16 protein-coding genes are annotated in these 18,213 nt (G+C 57.6%); 14 read left to right on the top strand and 2 right to left on the bottom strand.

Going from position 1 to position 18,213, the window contains the following annotated elements; all coding sequences use genetic code 11:
- The first annotated feature begins 40 nt into the window (after positions 1 to 40).
- The 9 genes from MHM37_RS11705 (at position 41) to MHM37_RS11745 (ending at position 10,915) form a co-directional block, all read left to right on the top strand.
- A complete protein-coding gene (locus MHM37_RS11705; protein WP_239296784.1) occupies positions 41 to 1,795 on the top strand; it encodes a bifunctional diguanylate cyclase/phosphodiesterase in 1,755 nt (584 codons plus the stop codon).
- 109 nt (positions 1,796 to 1,904) lie between these two features.
- A complete protein-coding gene (gene phnD / locus MHM37_RS11710; protein ID WP_239286502.1) occupies positions 1,905 to 2,870 on the top strand; it encodes a phosphate/phosphite/phosphonate ABC transporter substrate-binding protein in 966 nt (321 codons plus the stop codon).
- Between the two features lie 125 nt (positions 2,871 to 2,995).
- Positions 2,996 to 3,871 (top strand): phosphonate ABC transporter ATP-binding protein, encoded by an 876-nt coding sequence (phnC, locus tag MHM37_RS11715; protein WP_239296783.1) that lies wholly within the window; start codon positions 2,996 to 2,998, stop codon positions 3,869 to 3,871.
- Positions 3,868 to 4,695, top strand: a complete 828-nt coding sequence (gene phnE, locus MHM37_RS11720) for a phosphonate ABC transporter, permease protein PhnE (protein WP_139527931.1) — start codon at positions 3,868 to 3,870, stop codon at positions 4,693 to 4,695. The genes phnC and phnE (MHM37_RS11720) overlap by 4 nt, the downstream gene beginning before the upstream one ends.
- A 60-nt stretch (positions 4,696 to 4,755) precedes the next feature.
- Entirely contained in the window at positions 4,756 to 5,571 is an 816-nt protein-coding gene (gene phnE / locus MHM37_RS11725; protein WP_239296782.1) for a phosphonate ABC transporter, permease protein PhnE, read from the top strand.
- A 24-nt stretch (positions 5,572 to 5,595) separates the two neighbouring features.
- Complete coding sequence (locus MHM37_RS11730) at positions 5,596 to 6,225, top strand: histidine phosphatase family protein (protein ID WP_239296781.1); 630 nt, start codon at positions 5,596 to 5,598, stop codon at positions 6,223 to 6,225.
- Positions 6,226 to 6,298: 73 nt separating this feature from the next.
- Complete coding sequence (locus tag MHM37_RS11735; protein ID WP_139527934.1) at positions 6,299 to 6,778, top strand: C40 family peptidase; 480 nt, start codon at positions 6,299 to 6,301, stop codon at positions 6,776 to 6,778.
- 196 nt (positions 6,779 to 6,974) lie between these two features.
- Positions 6,975 to 8,921, top strand: a complete 1,947-nt coding sequence (locus MHM37_RS11740) for a methyl-accepting chemotaxis protein (RefSeq protein ID WP_239296780.1) — start codon at positions 6,975 to 6,977, stop codon at positions 8,919 to 8,921.
- Positions 8,922 to 9,112: 191 nt separating this feature from the next.
- Positions 9,113 to 10,915, top strand: coding sequence for a GGDEF domain-containing phosphodiesterase (locus MHM37_RS11745; protein ID WP_219862490.1), 1,803 nt, complete (start codon positions 9,113 to 9,115; stop codon positions 10,913 to 10,915).
- 12 nt (positions 10,916 to 10,927) lie between these two features.
- Here the strand turns inward: MHM37_RS11745 and MHM37_RS11750 are convergent, their stop codons facing one another.
- Positions 10,928 to 11,563 carry a putative metalloprotease CJM1_0395 family protein gene (locus MHM37_RS11750; protein ID WP_239296779.1) on the bottom strand — a complete coding sequence of 212 codons (636 nt, stop codon included), beginning with the start codon at positions 11,561 to 11,563 and terminating at the stop codon, positions 10,928 to 10,930.
- A gap of 73 nt (positions 11,564 to 11,636) precedes the next feature.
- Between MHM37_RS11750 and MHM37_RS11755 the strand changes: the two genes are divergently transcribed.
- The 5 genes from MHM37_RS11755 (at position 11,637) to MHM37_RS11775 (ending at position 16,474) form a co-directional block, all read left to right on the top strand.
- Positions 11,637 to 11,864, top strand: a complete 228-nt coding sequence (locus tag MHM37_RS11755) for a DUF2835 family protein (protein ID WP_139527937.1) — start codon at positions 11,637 to 11,639, stop codon at positions 11,862 to 11,864.
- A gap of 30 nt (positions 11,865 to 11,894) precedes the next feature.
- Positions 11,895 to 12,257, top strand: coding sequence for a hypothetical protein (locus tag MHM37_RS11760; RefSeq protein ID WP_239296777.1), 363 nt, complete (start codon positions 11,895 to 11,897; stop codon positions 12,255 to 12,257).
- 114 nt (positions 12,258 to 12,371) lie between these two features.
- On the top strand, positions 12,372 to 12,950 hold the full coding sequence (locus MHM37_RS11765) for an antibiotic biosynthesis monooxygenase (RefSeq protein ID WP_139527939.1): 579 nt from the start codon (positions 12,372 to 12,374) through the stop codon (positions 12,948 to 12,950).
- Between the two features lie 240 nt (positions 12,951 to 13,190).
- Positions 13,191 to 13,862, top strand: coding sequence for a glutathione S-transferase (locus tag MHM37_RS11770; protein WP_153843174.1), 672 nt, complete (start codon positions 13,191 to 13,193; stop codon positions 13,860 to 13,862).
- Between the two features lie 92 nt (positions 13,863 to 13,954).
- Positions 13,955 to 16,474 carry an EAL domain-containing protein gene (locus MHM37_RS11775; protein WP_239286476.1) on the top strand — a complete coding sequence of 840 codons (2,520 nt, stop codon included), beginning with the start codon at positions 13,955 to 13,957 and terminating at the stop codon, positions 16,472 to 16,474.
- Positions 16,475 to 16,564: 90 nt separating this feature from the next.
- On the opposite strand, the gene nhaD is transcribed toward MHM37_RS11775, so the two are convergent.
- Positions 16,565 to 18,043 (bottom strand): sodium:proton antiporter NhaD, encoded by a 1,479-nt coding sequence (gene nhaD, locus MHM37_RS11780; protein ID WP_139527941.1) that lies wholly within the window; start codon positions 18,041 to 18,043, stop codon positions 16,565 to 16,567.
- Positions 18,044 to 18,213: the final 170 nt, after the last annotated feature.

Raw genomic sequence — 18,213 nt, forward strand, 5'->3', positions numbered from 1 at the left:
AATCATAGGGATAGTCGACGTTTGATAGGGCAGCAGGCATATGACCGCACAAGAAGCGCAGTGGCTAAATCACATTATTGCGGCAGAAGAGCTGCACGTGCTGTTCCAACCGATCGTGGACGCCAATCAGCAGGCTATTTACGGCTATGAAGCGCTGATTCGCGGGCCAAAAACGTCTCCGCTTCACTCTCCGCTGCGGTTATTCGATGTGGCGACCCAGGCGGGATTGCTGGTCGAGCTGGACCTGCTTTGCCGGCGTCTTGCCATACGCCGCTTTGCCGAGCTCGACCTGCCGGGACTGCTGTTTCTCAATGTCATGCCGCTGACCATTGTGGAGCGGGATTTTCGTGAAGGGCTGACGCTCAGTTTTATCCAAGAGAGCGGCTTGCCACCCGAGCGGGTAGTCATCGAGCTGACCGAGCATGTGCCGATTCACGACTACGAGCTGATGCGCCAAGCGGTAGATCACTACCGCGACATGGGGTTTCAGGTGGCATTGGACGATTTGGGGGCTGGTCACTCGAGTCTTCGCCACTGGTCGGAGCTACGGCCCGATTTCGTCAAGCTTGACCGTCATTTTATTTCTGGGATCGATCAGGAACCCGCCAAGCGCGAGTTTCTGCGCTCGATTTTGGATGTCGCCCGCAGCCTCGATTGCCAGCTCATTGCCGAGGGGGTCGAAACGGCGGCCGAGCATCTCTGCCTATGGGAACTCGATCGCGGGCTGGCACTGCTGCAAGGGTTCTATTTTGCTCGACCGAGCCCTCAGCCACCCATGCAGCTTAATACGCTATTGCCCGCCACCACCCAGCTCAAAGGCCCGGCGGGACGCACGGCGCACTCCATCTTGCGTCCCATCGAGAGCGTCCCGGCAAGTTGTTTAGTGCCCGCGCTGGCTGAACGCTTTCGCGAAGACCCTAAGCTGCGCTGCGTGGCGGTGGTGGAAGAGAGGGTCCCTGTGGCAGTGGTCCGCCGCAACGCTTTTTTGACGCTGTTTGCCAATCAGTACGGCCACGCGCTGTATGCCAAACGTCGCGTGTTAGATATCGCCGATCCTAAAATGATCGTTGCGGACGCAGAGCTCTCTTTAGAGGCCCTGAGTCAACAGCTCACCGACAGCCGCGATATCGAACAGGAATATTTCGTCATCGTCGGCGGTGACGGTCACTACCTGGGCATGGGCAATATCGTCGATCTGCTGCGGGAGATTACCGCGATTCAAGTGCGTCAAGCGCGCCATGCCAACCCTCTTACCGGGCTGCCCGGCAATATTTTGATCAACGAAACCCTGGCGGCGTATTTATCCGAAGAGCGTGGGTTCGCGGCGGCATACGTCGATCTGGACAACTTCAAAGCGTTCAACGATGCCTATGGCTATGCTCGCGGTGACCACGTGATCATTTCGCTCTCACGGCTGCTCCAGGCTCAAGTGGAGAGCGCGGGGGGCTTTATTGGGCATATCGGTGGCGACGATTTCATGATGCTGCTGCCGTTAGAGCACTGGCAAAACGTCTGCGAGCAAATTCTCCACTCTTTCGAAGTGCTGGCGCCGGGGTTTTATGAGGAGAGTGATCGGCTGCAGGGGGGAATTTCCATTGAAAGCCGACAAGGGGGCGTGACGTTCTTCCCCTTTGTCAGCGTCTCGATTGCGGTCAAGCCAATTACTGACCCAGCGCCCTGCAAGGCGCTGGATATCGCCGCGCAGCTATCAGAGCTAAAGCATCAGGCCAAAAAAATCGCGGGCAACAGTCTGTTCGTCGAGCGGCGGGGCTGCTGCACCGGAGAAGCCCAGTAGGTCGTCATGTCGTCGTCACCCAAGCGTCACGGGAGTGTCCCACTGCTGTCATATTGGCCCGCCACTATGGCATGAACACTTCATAACTCGCTTAGGTGATGCCATGCACATGCACTCTGTCTCTTTCTCTCGTACGCTGTTGAGCGCCGCTGTCGTAGGCGCTTTTTCACTGGCAGCGGTGTCTGCCTCGGCTGACCTCTCTTCACGCTACACGGACAGCGACGGCGACATGATCGCCGACGTGCCCAGCGACGAGTCGCAGTGGGTCGATCCCGATACGCTGGTCTTTGCTTATACGCCGGTGGAAGATCCCGCCGTTTATGCCGATGTTTGGGCCGATTTTCTGGACCATCTGAGCGACGCTACCGGTAAAAACGTCCAGTTCTTCCCCGTGCAGTCCAACGCTGCCCAGCAGGAAGCCCTGCGCGCAGGACGCTTGCACGTGGCGGGCTTCAACACTGGCGGTGTGCCGGTGGCGGTCAACTGTGGTGGCTTCCGTCCCTTTGCCATGATGGCGGCAGAAGACGGTAGCTTCGGCTACGAGATGGAAATCATCACCTACCCCGATAGTGGCATTGAGTCGGTGGAAGACTTGGCCGGTCGTCAGCTGGCGTTTACCTCCGAAACGTCCAACTCCGGTTTTCGCGCTCCCTCCGCGCTGCTGCGCTCCGAGTACGGCCTGGAAGCGGGTGAAGACTTCGAAACCGCCTTTTCGGGCTCTCACGACAACTCCATCCTAGGCGTCGTGAACAAAGATTACGACGCGGCCGCCATTGCCAACTCCGTCGCCAAACGCATGCTGTCGCGCGACGTGGTGAGCGAAGATGATTACAACGTCATCTATACCTCTGAAACCTTCCCCACGACGGCCTACGGTCTGGCGCACAATCTGAACCCTGAACTTGCCGAGCAGATTCAGGATGCATTCTTTAGCTACGACTGGGAAGGCACACCGCTGGAAGCCGAGTTTGCCAACTCCGGTGAAGCACAGTTCATTCCGATCACCTACCAAGAGAACTGGTCCGTGATCCGTACCATCGCCGATGCCAACGGCGTGACGTACGACTGCGATTGATCGATCCGTCATTCCGTGCGTTTTCTCGGCCAGGAGGGCGACCTTCTGGCCGAGCCGCTATGTAGCTAATGACATAAGCCCTTATTCATATAAGCACTTGAGTATCAGACACTGAGGCACTTCCCATGTTGACACTCACCGGCGTTGGCAAACGCTACCCAACCGGCGATCGCGCGCTGACCGATATTCAGCTGTCGCTGCCCAAAGGGCAGGTCATGGCGCTGATTGGCCCATCTGGCGCGGGAAAGAGCACTCTGATTCGCTGCGTGAACCGACTAGTAGAACCCTCGCAAGGCAGCATTCGATTAGACGATGTGGAGCTGACGACACTCTCGGGTAGCCGTCTGCGCCACGCTCGCCGCGCCATGGGGATGATCTTCCAGGAGTATGCGCTGGTGGACCGCCTGAGCGTGATGGAAAACGTCCTGTCGGGCCAATTGGGGTATGTGGGGTTCTGGCGTAGTTTCTTGCGCCGCTATCCCCAGGAGGCCGTGGCAGAAGCGTTTCGACTGCTGGAGCGCGTTGGCTTGCCCCACGCGATCGATAAACGCGCCGATGCCCTCTCCGGCGGCCAGCGTCAGCGGGTGGGCATCGCCCGGGCGCTGTTGCAAAGCCCCAAACTGCTGTTGGTGGATGAGCCCACAGCCAGTCTAGACCCGAAAACTTCCCGCCAAATCATGCGTTTGATTCGTGAATTGTGCGCCGAGCGCGAGCTGGCCGCTATCATCAACATTCATGACGTAGCGTTGGCCCAGCAGTTTGCCGACCGTATCGTTGGGCTGCGTGCCGGGCAGATCGTCTTCGACGGCAAGCCGAGCGAGCTGACCAGCGAGATGCTGACCACCATTTACGGTGAAGAGGAGTGGGACACCACACCAGAGCCTGCCGATGACGACGAAGAAGAGCACCAGAAGGTGACACCGCGTACCGCGCCGTCACCCTCGGCCAGCGCGCCTCAAACACCGCAACAGGGCCGCTTGGCGAGTGGAGGCGCTCAATGAGCACGATAGACACGCGAGCCCGCCAGCAGGCGGCCCGGCAGGGCCAATGGCGGCGGCTGCCGCTGATCGAGAGCCGCCGCCTGCGTTGGGCGTTGGTGCTGGGGGGAGTGGTCTACCTTGTACTGGCGCTCGCTTCGGTGGAAGTGAATTGGGCGCGGGTGGCGGAAGGGGCCGGGCGCGCGTTGAACTTCCTCGGCGCGTTTTTGCAGCCCGATTTCGTCAGCCGTCAAAGCGACATTCTGGCAGGCCTGCTGGAAAGCCTCACCATGACGCTGACCTCGACGGTGATCGGCGTTCTACTCGCCATTCCCGTCGGCTTAGGCGCGGCCAAAAATATTGCGCCGTTACCGGTGTATGCGGTGTGTCGGGCAATTATCGCGATTTCGCGCACCTTTCAGGAGGTCATCATTGCCATCCTGTTCGTGGTGATGTTCGGCTTTGGTCCTTTTGCAGGCATGCTCACCTTGGCCTTTGCCACCATCGGCTTCATGGCCAAGCTGCTGGCGGAAGATATCGAAGACCTCGACTGGAAACAGGTAGAAGCCGTGCGCGCCACCGGTGCCAGCTGGTGGCAAACCATGAACCACGCCGTACAGCCGCAGGTGATGCCGCGCTTGATCGGGCTCTCAATGTACCGGCTGGATATCAACTTCCGCGAGTCGTCGGTGATTGGCATCGTCGGTGCCGGGGGGATTGGCGCGACACTCAATACGTCGCTTAGCCGCTACGAGTACGGCACCTCGGCCGCCATCCTGCTGATCATCATCGCCATCGTACTCATGAGCGAATATGCCTCTAGCCATGTGCGTCGTTGGACGCAGTAGCATGGCGTTAGGCGTGTGGGCTATCCCTTTATCCAATCTGAAAGGCAAGAGGAATCCTCCATGCCGGTAACCACTTCTTCTCAAGGCGTGCCGCAGTGGCAGCGGCGCACCAGCCGCGCCCAGTGGCTGCGGTACGTCGCTTGGCTGGCGGGCATTAGCCTGTTCTTACTCTGCTGGAAAGTGATCTCCGACAACACCATGTGGGTGTTCGTAGAGGACGCGGGCCGCCAGGGCAGCGACTTGATCAGTCGTATGGTGCCGCCGCGCTGGGAGTATGCTAGCCAGCTCTGGCAGCCCATGTGGGACACGATCAACATCGCTACCTTGGGCACTGCGCTGGGGATCATGATGGCATTTCCCGTCGCGTTTTTGGCCGCCCGCAATACCACGCCGCATCCTCTCGTACGCAGCGTGGCGCTGACGATCATCGTCTCTTCGCGCTCGATCAACTCGCTGATTTGGGCCATGCTGCTGGTCACCATTCTAGGCCCCGGCGTACTGGCGGGCATCATCGCGATTGCCCTGCGGTCGATTGGCTTTGTGGGCAAGCTGCTCTATGAGGCCATCGAGGAGATTCATCCCACGCCGGTGGAAGCCATCAGTGCCACCGGTGCGAGTCGCTTGCAGGTCATGAGTTATGGCGTACTGCCGCAAATCATGCCCGCCTTTGCAGGCATCAGCGTGTATCGCTGGGACATCAATATCCGCGAGTCCACAGTGCTCGGGCTCGTCGGTGCGGGCGGCATTGGCTTACAGCTCAATGCGTCGATCAACAGTTTAGCGTGGAATCAGGTGAGCGTGATTTTCGTGCTCATCTTTGCCACGGTGCTGGTATCGGAATGGGTCTCGGCTCGCGTACGTCACGCCATCATTTAATCCGTACCCGTTAGGAGAATCGCCATGCGCTTTCCCCATGCCGAGATCACGACGATCGATCTGATGCGCCACGGTGAACCCCAAGGTGGGCGAATGCTACGGGGCAGTACCGACCACCCTCTCAGCGAAACAGGCTGGCAGCAGGTGACCGATGCCGTCATGCGTCACACGAGGGAGGGTCGGCCGCCCTATGATGCCATTGTGAGCTCGCCGTTGGCCCGTTGCCGCGAATTTGCGCTCTGGTTAGGGGAGGAGTTCGACCTACCGGTACAGGTGGATGAGGACTTGGCCGAGCTGTACCTGGGCGAGTGGGAAGGTAAAACGTACGCCGAGGTGTACGCCCAAGAGGGCACGGAGCAGATGAGTGCTTTCTGGTTCGACCCCGCCCGCGCCGCACCGCCTGGCGGAGAAACCTACGCCGAGCTGGATGCTCGGGTCAGCGAAGCGTGGCGACGGCTGTTGGCGAATCCGCCCGGCCACCATGTGCTCGTGGTAGCCCATCTGTTCGTCTGCAATGCCCTGTTCCGTCAAGTGTTAGAGCAGCCGCTCAGCCATGGTCTAGTGATGGATCTGCCCTATGCCGCCATGAGCCGCCTACGTCACGAACGCCATGCTATGGGCGAGAGCACGTTTATCGAGTGGGTCGGCCGGTAAGCGCGCGTGAAGCAGTAGCGGGTCAACGGCGCTTAGGCCATGATAAGAGCAACACGTTTTTTGGAGCGTTGCCATGCCGTTGACTCGCTGTTCATCTCTTTTTGCGCTGCTCATGCTGCTGCTCTTGGCAGGGTGTGCCAGTAACGACGTGGCGATGGCCCCCGCGCCCAGCTCGCCAGCGGGTATGTCGATGGAGCGCGCGTTGATACTCTCCCATGCCCAGCAGGCGATCGGCACGCCTTATCGCTTGGGTGGCAACTCCCCCGACGGTTTGGACTGCTCCGGCCTCGTCGAGATGACCTACCGCGCCGCAGGTATTCGCGTGCCACGCACCGCCGACGGCCAGTTTCGTGCGCTTCCCCAAGTCGACGCTCCCCGCCCTGGCGACCTGCTCTTTTTCGGCGATGGCAATAAAGCCACCCATGTGGGCATCTACGGCGGTAACCGCCAGATGATTCACGCTCCCGGTAGCGGCCGCGCCGTGGTAAGCGTACCGCTGGATATCGACTATTGGCAGCAACGCTTTTTAGGCGCGGCATCGGTGGCGCCCTAAGACGTGAGACAAGCCTGACTTAGGTCAATAACCTTTCGTGAGCACACGATACACTCGCCGTATTTTGCTGGCTGACCCCTTGTCCCTCTGCCGCAAAACGCGGCAAGCTTGAAGAATAATGTGCCAATAAGCACTGATAACAAACGAGTACGCCGCTTACCTCCCCGAACGATACGAAACGAGGCTAAGCAACGCGATGAAAGAGCTGCTCCACCGTTTATCCATGCGGTATAAATTTGCCCTGGTATTGGTCTTGCCTTTGCTGGCCCTTGTCTGGTTTGCGATTAGCGGTATCGTCGAGCGGCAAGCCGCCGTGACGGAGCTATCACGCATGCAGGCCCTGACGGCGCTGGCGCAACGATCAGGCAATTGGGTCCATCAGGTACAGTTAGAGCGGGGCATGACGGCTGGCTTCATTGGCAGTCAGGGCAGCGCATTTGGTAACCGTCTGAACCAGCAGCGTCCTAGCACCGAAGCCGCTGCGGAGGCGTTTTTCCAACAGCAACGAGCGCTATCATCGACGCTACTGAGTGCAAGATTGAACGCACTGCTGACGGAAATCGGACAGCGCTGGCAGGGCGTTCGAGCACTGCGCGGCCAAGTCGACCAACTCAGCGTATCCACCCCCGATGCGCTTGCCCACTATACGCAGCTGAACGGTGCGCTCATGACGTTGGTGGGTGAATTGGCTCAGCTGACAAGCCAGGGGAGCATCACGCGCCAACTGGCGGCGTACTACAACCTTCTCGAAGCAAAAGATTTGGCGGGCATCGAGCGGGCGCTACTCTCAGGCGTCTTTGCGGCCGATGCGATGCCCGATAGCACGCTTCAGCGTCTGCTTTCTCTGGTGGGTGCCGAAGCTTCCTTTTTAGAAGCCTACCGCGTGCTCTCCGACGACACCCAACGTGACGCACTAAGCCAAGCGCTCAGTGGTCCCGAGATCGAGCGCGTGCTGGCGCGACGGTCGCTGGCCATCGCACAGCGCAGTGATTACGGGGTTGATCCCGAGGAGTGGTTCGACTGGCAAACCGTCAAAATTGGCCGTTTGAAAGGCCTGGAAGATAGTGCCGCAACGGCCATCATGACGACGACCGAGGCATTGAAGCAGCAGGCCCAGCAGGCGCTGTGGTGGTACTTGGGGGTTGCCGTGCTGAGCACGGCGGTTGCGGTGGGGATCGCCGTGCTCATCGTGCGTACCATCACGCAGCCGCTGAAGCAGGCCTTGGCGAGTATTGCCGACCGTGGCGATGACTTGACCCAACGTTTACCCGTTCCTGGTAGCGATGAGCTGTCCAGGCTCTATCGAGCCGTGAACGACGCGTCTTCACAAACCGAGCAGTTGGTCGCAGAAATGAAGCGCAATGCGCACTCGGTTGCCTTGGCTAGCAATGAAATCGCTCAGGGAAATCAGGACTTGGCGCAGCGTACCGAAGAGCAGTCGGCTTCTCTGGTGCAAACCGCATCGAGCATGGAGCAAATGACTGCTACCGTGCGCCAAAATGCGGAGAATGCTCATCAAGCCCAACGGATGACCGGCGAGGTCGCGGTGCAGGCAAAAGAGGCCACCGCCGTGGCGATGCAGGCACGCCAAGCCATGCAGCAGATTCATCAGGCCAACGAACAGGTCACATCGATCGTGGCTGCTATCGACAACATCGCGTTTCAAACCAACTTACTGGCCCTGAATGCGTCCGTTGAAGCCGCGCGCGCCGGTGAGCACGGCCGAGGGTTTGCCGTCGTGGCCGATGAAGTGCGTAAACTGGCCAGTCGTAGCGCCGAAGAGGCCAACCAAATTCGCCACTTGATCGACAACAACGTGGCACGCATCAGCGAAGGTGAATCACTCGTGTCCACGACGAGCACCACGCTTGCCAATATTGCTGACCGTGTGCAGCAAGTGGCTACGTTGGTCGATGAGATTGCCACGGCGAGCCAAGAGCAGTCTTCCGGGGTCGAGCAAATAAGCCATGCGATGGCTCAGCTAGAGGACGTCACGCAACAGAATGCGTCATTGGTAGAGCAGGTGGCCACGGCCAGTCGTTCGCTGGATGAGCAGGCCGACGAGATGTCGGCACTTGTGAGCCGGTTTCAAGTGACAGAGCCCGTTATGAGCGATCATCGCCAGCTTGCTTATAATCGATAGCGCGACGATGCACGTACCAGAGGGCCTCCTACTTCCTGGTACGCGCTAGGCAATGGATGCAGACGCGAAACGAGGGCAATAAAAGCGCGTTGATTCAGCGCTGTTGAATCTAAAACACGGGTCAAAAGACGGTGTTAATATGACCAAAAGACATTAAATCAACAACGCTTATAAGAGGAGAGCAGAGACGCATGAGCCCGCCCTTGAATGACATAAAGGAGCAGTCTTTGCCTCAGCCAAACCCTCGCCCGGCGTCCATATCTGCCGACGCTGTGGCGATCTCGATCTTCGATTCCCATACATCTCTGACACCCGCCGAGTCGGCCTTTCGTTACGCCAACGAAGCCATCATCATTACCAATGCCGACAACGCCGTCGTCGATGTCAACCCTGCTTTTAGTGAGCTGACGGGGTTGGCGTTGAGCGAGGTAGAAGGAAAAACCCCCGAGGCGTTTAGCATTCTGCCCTTGGATGACAGCCGTACGACGCGTTTGATGCGTGAAGAGCTGCAGCTTCGCGATCGTAGCAAAGGGCAGATTCGCTATCGTAGCCATGACGGTCAGTATTATCCGGGCATGATGTCGATCAACCGTGTACGCGATGAGCGGGGGCAGGTGAATCATCACGTGATCGTACTGGCGGACTTATCCGCCATTCCCTCACACGCGCGCCATCTGAATCGTGAAGTCTATTTTGACGCCTTGACCGGCCTGCCCAACTTACAGCTATTGACCCAACTGATTCAGGAGTCGATTCAGCATGCCGAGCAGCGTCAGCTATCGCTGGCCGTGTGCGCGCTGGACATCGACCATTTTCAGCGCATCAACGATCGTTTGGGCCCTCACATAGGAGATGCGCTGCTGGCAGCATTTGCACAGCGTATCAGCCACCTGCTTTTTGGGGATGACGTGCTGGCCCGAATTGGTGGGGACGAGTTCGTTTTGCTACTGCATCACGGTGTCGAGGAAGCCTTTTTCGAGAAGCTACTCGCCTCATTGCGTCAGCCGCTGCTGATCGAAGGGCAGACGATTTATCTCACCGCCAGCCTGGGCATTACTCGCTACCCTGACGATCACGTCCAGGGCGACGTGTTGCTGCGCCACGCCAATCAGGCGATGTACCGGGCCAAGCAGCGCGGGCGGGATACCTACCACTTTTTCGACTCTCAGCAGGACCGTCGATTGCAGGTGCGTCACGAGCAGCGTCAGCGTTTTATGGATGCGATTCACCATGACGAACTTCGCCTGTTCTATCAACCGCAGGTCGATATGCGCAGCGGCCGCGTGGTAGGTGTCGAGGCGCTTATCCGCTGGCAGCATCCCGAGCTTGGGCTTCTCTCCCCCGGTGACTTTTTACCGATCATCGATGGTACGCCTTTAGAGGTGGACTTGGGGGAGTGGGTGCTGGAGCGCGCGCTGCGTCAGCTCACGCTGTGGCAGAGCGAAGGGATGGCGCTGCCGGTTAACGTCAACATTAGTCCTTCACATCTGTTGGTGAATACGTTTAGCCAGCGTCTAGCAGAGCTGTTGGCACGTTACCCCAACGTGTCACCGTCGCTGCTCAAGCTCGAAGTGCTCGAAAGTGCGGCGATGCACGACGTGAAGGCGGCACTGAAAAACATGGCGCGCTGTCAGGCATTGGGCGTCGGGTTTGCCATCGATGACTTTGGCACGGGGTTCTCGTCGCTGACGCATCTACGCCAGCTCCCCGTCAATCTGATCAAGATCGACCAGAGTTTCGTGCGTGACATGCTCATCGATCAAGATGATATGGCGATCGTGGAAAGCGTGATTTACATGGCCAACCGGTTTCAGCGGCCCATGCTGGCAGAAGGCGTTGAAACGTTAGACCATGCCAGGGCGCTCATATCGCTGGGTTGCGAGCTAGCTCAAGGCTATGGCATTGCGCGCCCCATGCCACCGGAGGCGATGGCTGAGTGGCTGTCCCACTGGCCCACACGGCAAGATTGGAGAGGGCTGGCAACCTTACAATGAGGCATCAAGCCGCTAGGCGGCCTGCTCGGGAGGCTGAGGTTCGTCATTGACGGCGACGTCGTCTGGCTCCTCGGAGCGGGCTTGGTTCATTTCGCTCTGCTCACGCGCGGCTTCTAACTTGGCTTCTAGTAGATATTGCCGGGCTTGAGCCGCCACTTGCAGATCTTTCGGTGAAGGGTCAGCAGGGGCGAGCGCTGCTGCAATCACGGTTTGCATCTTCTCTACCGTGGCTTGGGGGTCGCCCGGTACGGGGCCATAATCGATCGATACCTCACCGGCGACGGCGTAGCGTTTACCGTCCGGGCCCACTTCGTACTCATAGGTCGCGCCGCCGGTGTAGGGAGCGCCGACGGTTTGGTGGGCCATTTCGTGCTGGCGTACTTCGCGATCGGTTTGCTTGAGCTGTTCGAGCTGCTGAATCTCCTCCGGTGCCAGCGGCGTGCCATCGGGCCGGGTGGGGCCGGTAGGGGCATCGCTTGCACGGCTCTCTTCACGTTGGCTCACATCGTCCGAGGATTGAGCGCTCTGCGAACGTTCGGCACCAGCGTCACGCTCGATACCACTGCGCGTGACACGTGCCGCAGGCAGCGTCGAGGACGTCAAGCCTGCAGATGAGGCGTGATAGGCGTTGATCGAGGAAAGATCCATGAGCGATTACCGATATTTGCGGCCAATTCAGTTAGTATAGAGTATCCGTGAGCCAGCCGAATTGCGCAACGTTATGCACTCGATCGATGTCATTCTTCATCTAAGTGTCACCGACTGTTTGGCTTACTATGAAGGCCGCTACGACAACGTGCGGGCGCGCAGTGTGGATGGCCGTTGGGTGGTGTTTCCGGCTCATGCCTTACAGCGGGTAGTAGGACAAGAGGGGGTGCATGGTGTGTTTCGGATACTGTTTACCGATCAAGGCCGCTTTCACCATATTGTTCCAATCAACCGCAGTTGAGCCTGCTTTATGCACCAGCATGACGCCACGATGACGCTTTACGAATTGATGTACGCGGTGATCCCCAACTTAAACACTGCTGAGCGTTTAGTGTGCAACACCCTAGATAGTTTGATTAACGCGACAGAGAACCCGCTCGATATCGTTAAACGTACCGAGCAGCGTCAAGCGTTTAATTTAGAAGTTCACCGCGTTCGTATGAATATCGAGCATCTCCTCTCGCGTTATCGCAACGATGTGGACGAAGTGTTACGTACGCAAGGAGGTGTTAAAGGACCACGGATTCAGCCAGATGCCTTAGAGGCCGATGCCATTCAAAGCGCGATCGATATTTATCAACATGTACGTGCGTTTCAACGTGGAGAGCGTCGTCACCCGGTGCCGCGTCGATAGATCTACCTGGCATTAATATTGCCTGTATAATGGGGACGCGTATCAGGATTACCCGCCTGATCGTCTGCAGCTTGCCTACCCGGCGATGGCTGCTCACCCACTAGGAGATCACCCATGTCTACCTTACCGGTCACACTTATGGTGGCTCGCCGTGTCGCGAAGGGCCGCTACCAAGATTTCAATCGTTGGCTCAACGAAGGGCGTGAGTTGGCGGCGGACTTTCCTGGCTACCTTGGCTCAGGCGTCCTAGCCCCTCCTCAAGAAGACGATGAGTTTCAGATTATCTTTCGTTTCGAAAACCAAGCCTCGCTGGCCGCTTGGGAGCACTCGGCATCGCGTCATGCGTGGCTGGTGCGTGGCAAAGGGCTATACGATGCACCCCACGAGCACCGCGCGACGGGACTGGACACGTGGTTCAACGTAGGGCCGGGTGTTACACCGCCCCGCTGGAAGCAAGCCGTGGCCGTATGGCTGGCTTTTTTCCCGATTTCACTGCTGTTTCAGTGGCTCTTCGGCGGCGTACTCGCCGATTGGGCGTTAGTGCCCCGCGTTCTCGTCAGCACCTTAATGCTAACGCCAGTCATGGTGTTCGTATTCATTCCACTCTCGACGCGTTTATTGGCCCCTTGGTTACAGGGTAAATGGTCACCACTGGATCTTTTGGCCCGTTTGAAACAGCAATATAGGGCATAGGGCGTGATCATCGCACTGAGACGCTCTTTTAATATTAAAATATCAATAAAACAAGGGCTTATCACGTTATGCCTACAAGAGGCGAAAAGAGATTTTCGCCTCTTGTTGCATTTGCACAGTGGCTTCCGCTTTCTCCATGAGGTTCAACGCCGTAATAGTGCTAAGCTGAGATGGCTTGCAGTCAATGGATAACTGACATTCACTTATAGTGAGTGAATCAAGTCGCCTTATGGAGCCGTTATGATCCGCGTTCACCATCTTGAAAAGTCTCGCTCGCATCGAATTTTATGGCTTTTGGAGTCATTAAATCTCGATTATGAGTTAGAAGTGTATCAGCGGGATAGTAAGACGCAGCAGGCGCCGGAGGCGTTAAAAAAAGTGCATCCTCTGGGAAAGTCGCCGGTCCTTACCGATGGCGAGTTAACGATTGCGGAGTCGGGAGCCATCATCGATTACGTGGTGAACCGTTACGATGACGGCCAGCGTCAGCCGACCGCCGATGCGGGCGAGGAGTGGGTCAACTATCGTTATTGGCTACACTACGCGGAAGGCTCGTTAATGCCGTTATTGGTCATGGGGCTGGTGTTCAGTCAAGTGCCCAAACAGTCGCCTTGGTTCGTCAAGCCACTGGCCAAAGGTATTAGCGATACGGTGCGTAAGCGTTTCATTCAGCCTCAGCTAACGCAGCATATGGACATGATCGAGCAGCATCTTAAGACCCGAGGCCATTTTGCAGGCGAGTGGCCCAGTGGGGCCGATATTCAAATGAGTTTTCCGCTGCAGGCGTTAAAAGCGACGCAGTCGCTGTCCGCTTATCCCTCTATCGCGGCGTTCGTGGATCGAGTAGAGAGCGATCCTGCATGGAAGCGCGTGGTGGAGCGTGCGGGACCGTTAACCATGCCGGGTGAGTAACGCCTACTATGCGGCACAAGGGAGTGTTCGCGGTGAACCGGATGCCAAGCAACCGTTCTGCCAAGCGCTTGATGGGCGCTACCTTCGGGTCTATGGCACTGCTTGTGTGTCTAGGGTGGAGCGTTGCGGCGCAGGCAGATATTCCGTTGCGAGTCGGGGTTTACCATAATCCGCCTAAACTGTTTGTGGGTGAGCAGGGCCAACTGCGTGGCGTGTTGGGTGAGCTGTTGGACGCTATGGCCCAGCAGGAGCAGTGGCAGCTCGAGAGCCACCTGTGTGATTTTCAGCAATGTTTGACGCTGCTGGAGCAGGGCGAGATCGATCTATTGCCCGACGTGGCCTGGAGCGAAGAGCGAGCAGGGCGTTTTGCGTTTCACCATGAGCCCGTCATGCATAGTTGGTCCCAGCTCTATCAAGCCAATAATCCTCGTGTGGAAGCCATCCTCGATTTAGAGCAGCAGCGCGTCGCCGTGGTGGATGGATCGATCCAGCAGAGCTACCTGGCTGCTGTGACCGAGCGCTTCGGTATTAACGTCATCTGGATGCCGGTGGATAGCTTCGCTGCGGGATTTCAAGCCGTGGCCAACGGCGAGGCGGACTTGGTGGCTTCCAACCACCTTTTTGGCGACTGGCGGGCGAGAGATTATGGTCTGCGCGAAACGCCGATCATTTTCCAGCCTTCTCGGCTATTTTATGCCGCCTCGCCCTCCTTTGCCGTTGATAGGTTAGAGCGCATCGATGCCACGTTGCTCGCCTGGAAAGACGATATGAACTCGGTGTATTACGACATCCTGAGTGCTTGGCGCTCGGGCAGTCGAGTCGATACGCTGGTCCCAACGTGGCTTTGGTGGGTCTTGGGTGGGTTACTCATCGTACTAGTGGCCGCGGTGGTGGCGACGTTAACGCTCAAACGACGTGTGACGATCAATCGCGCCAAGCTTTCCACCAACGAACACCTATTGGCGACGATACTCGACAGCGTCGATGCCTACATCTATATCAAAACGCCGTCGCTCGAATATCGTTACGTCAACCGGCAAATCAGTGAGCTGTTCCAACGTTCTCCCCAAGAGATACTCGGTAAGCGTGATGATGCTTTTTTCGATTCTGGCAGCGCGGCCGAAATGGCCGAAAACGATCGACAAGTGCTGTCGTCGGGCAAAAAAATAACGGTCGAAGAGCATAACGTCCTGCAAGGTGAAGAGCGGGTGCGCACCTTCTTATCGATCAAGATGCCTTTGGAGATGTCTCCCGGCGAAGCGCCGTGCCTGTGCGGGATCTCCACCGAGCTGACCGAGTACTTGGAGATGCAGTCGCGCACCCATCACCTAGCGTTTTACGATGCGCTGACGGGACTCCCCAATCGGCGTTTGTTGATCGAGTCGCTGGCAAAGGCCACCGACCCGGAAGAGGAGGGTGGCGGTTACAGCGCCGTGCTGATCGTAGACCTGGATAACTTCCGTCTGGTCAATGACATCCAAGGCCACGAAAGTGGCGATCAGCTGCTGGTCAATGTGGCGCAGCATCTCAAACAGCGCTTGAGTGACGATGCGACGCTGGCACGTTTTAGTAGCGATGAGTTCGTCGTGCAGGTCAACGGGCTGGGGGAGCGGCAAAGTGAGGCCGCTGCCCACGCCGAGCGACTGGCCCGCCAGCTGCTGGAAACGGTGTCGCAGTTGCGCAACGACCGTGCCCTGCCGATTAGCGCCAGTATTGGTATTACGCTTTTCGACGGCGCAGGACAGGGCGTCAATAGCGTGTTGCAGCAGGCCGACATGGCACTGCAGCAGGCCAAGGCCGCAGGGGGGAATACGCTACGCTTCTTCAATGTCGACATGCAGACCAGCGTGCTGGAGCGGGCAAGTCTCGAAGGTGATTTGCACCAAGCCCTGTCGCGTAACGAGCTGGCGCTGCATTATCAAGTGCAGGTCGACCATCAAGGCGCCACTATCGGTGTAGAGGCGCTATTGCGCTGGTACCATCCGCAGCGCGGTTGGGTATCGCCAGGCACGTTTATTCCGTTGGCGGAAGAGAACGGTTTGATCGTGCCCATCGGCTATTGGGTGCTGCAGTGCGCCTGCGAGCAACTGGCCAAGTGGTCGCATCAGCCTGCCTATGCAGGATTGACCATTTCGGTGAACGTCAGCTCGGTACAGTTCCAGCAACCTGAATTCGTGCGTAACCTCGAAGGGTTGCTGGCACAAACCCAAGCACCGCCGGGTCGGCTGGTATTAGAAGTGACCGAAAGCCTATTGATGCGGGAGCCCACGCGCGTGCGCAATACCATGCTCAAACTGCGCGCGCAGGGCATTCGTTTTGCATTGGACGATTTTGGCACTGGCTATTCTTCGTTGAGTTATCTAAAGCGCCTGCCCTTGGACGAGCTGAAGATCGACCAATCCTTCATTCGCGAACTACTCACCGACAAGACCGATGCCGCCATCGTGGACACTACCATCCTATTGGCGGTCAGCCTTGGACTGACGGTGGTCGCAGAAGGCGTCGAGAAAAAAGAGCAGTTAGACTGGCTAAAAGGCCACGGCTGCTATCGCTATCAGGGCTACCTGTTTGGTCGCCCTACGCCCATCGAGTACCTGTTCGAGAGCTATTGAGACACACCGCTTGTCGAATCATGATGCCCCTATAACAAAATGCCCACCCAGGTGACCTGGGTGGGCACTACGCGAACACTCAGAAGGACGCTAGCCAAAAACGCCGAAGCTTCCCGCGTTGAGCCACATGTGTACCGCGATACTGGCGATGTAGCCAAGCAAGATCACCGGCGACCAGCGCAGGTGGCCCAAAAAGGTATAGGAGCCGCGCGCTTGCCCCATGACCGCCACCCCGGCGGCGGAACCAATCGACAGCAGGCTACCGCCGACCCCTGCCGTAAGGGTGATCAATAGCCAGTGACCGTGGGACATGTCCGGCTCCATGGTGAGCACCGCAAACATCACTGGGATGTTATCGACTACGGCCGAGACCACCCCTAGGGCAATGTTGGCCCAAGTAGCGTTCCAGCCGGTATAGAGTGCTTCCGAGAGCAGACCCAGGTAGCCCATGAACCCCAGGCCACCGACGCACATCACCACTCCGTAGAAGAACAGCAGCGTGTCCCACTCGGCACGTGCCACACGGCTGAATACATCGAAGGGCACTACGCCGCCAAGCTGCTCCAACTTCTTGTTGTCGCCCAGGCGGCTGTAGCGTTCACGTTTGCGTTCCAACGAGCGGGGCAGACTTTGGCGCAGGTAGTAGCCAAAGAACTGCAAATAGCCCAGCCCTGTCATCATGCCCAAAACCGGCGGCAGGTGGAGCAGCGTATGGCAGAGAACGGCCGTGACGATGGTGAGCAAAAAGAGCGCGATGATACGCCGCGCGCCGCGCTTCAGTTGAACGTCCTCATACACGCTGCTGGGCTTTTGATCCTTGATGAACAGACTCATTACCGCCGCAGGAATCAGGAAGTTCACTAGCGAGGGGATGAACAGTATAAAGAACTCCTGGAACTGGATGATACCGGCCTGCCAGACCATCAGTGTGGTGATATCGCCAAAGGGACTAAAGGCGCCACCCGCATTCGCCGCGACGACGATGTTAATGCACGCCAAGTTGATAAAGCGTTTATCGCCTTCGGCCACTTTGGTAATGACCGCGCACATCAAAAGAGCCGTGGTCAAGTTATCGGCGATGGGCGAAAGAATGAACGCCAATCCCCCGGTCAGCCAAAACAGCGTACGGTAGTTGAACCCTTTGCGTAGCATCCAAGAGCGCAACGCATCGAAGACACGTCGCTCTTCCATGGCGTTGATATAGGTCATCGCCACCAACAGGAACAGCATTAGCTCGGTAAACTCCAGAAGCGTCACGCGAAACGCGTACTCGGACGTCTCCGACATCCCGTTCTGAACGTATACCCAGCCAATGAGTCCCCAGATGATGCCCGCGGCCACCAACACCGGCTTGGATTTGCGCATGTGAATCTTCTCTTCGGCCATCACGAGCGCATAGGCCAGTACGAAGACCACCACGGCAATATAGCCGACGGCTGATGTGGTCAAATCCACATCACCGGTGACCGCAAAGGCCGCTGGAGTGAACAGTAATAGTAAGGTCGCTAACAAAAAAGGCCAGCAACGAGAGTATCGAGGCTGGCCTGGGTCATGATGTAGCGTCAACATGGCGTGTTTATCCTTATAATGGGTTAAAAGAAGGGGGAATAAGCGCCGCCAGTTTAACAAGCTATATTGCGCCGCAATACGGAATTAAACCGAATGAATACGGCGTATCGCTTAGTGATGACGTCTTTTTTTAGGAAATTAACCGTTCTGCTAATAGTAAATTATGCTCA

Origin of the sequence: Halomonas sp. MMH1-48 (genome assembly GCF_022348105.1) — a bacterium.
Classification (GTDB): domain Bacteria; phylum Pseudomonadota; class Gammaproteobacteria; order Pseudomonadales; family Halomonadaceae; genus Vreelandella; species Vreelandella piezotolerans.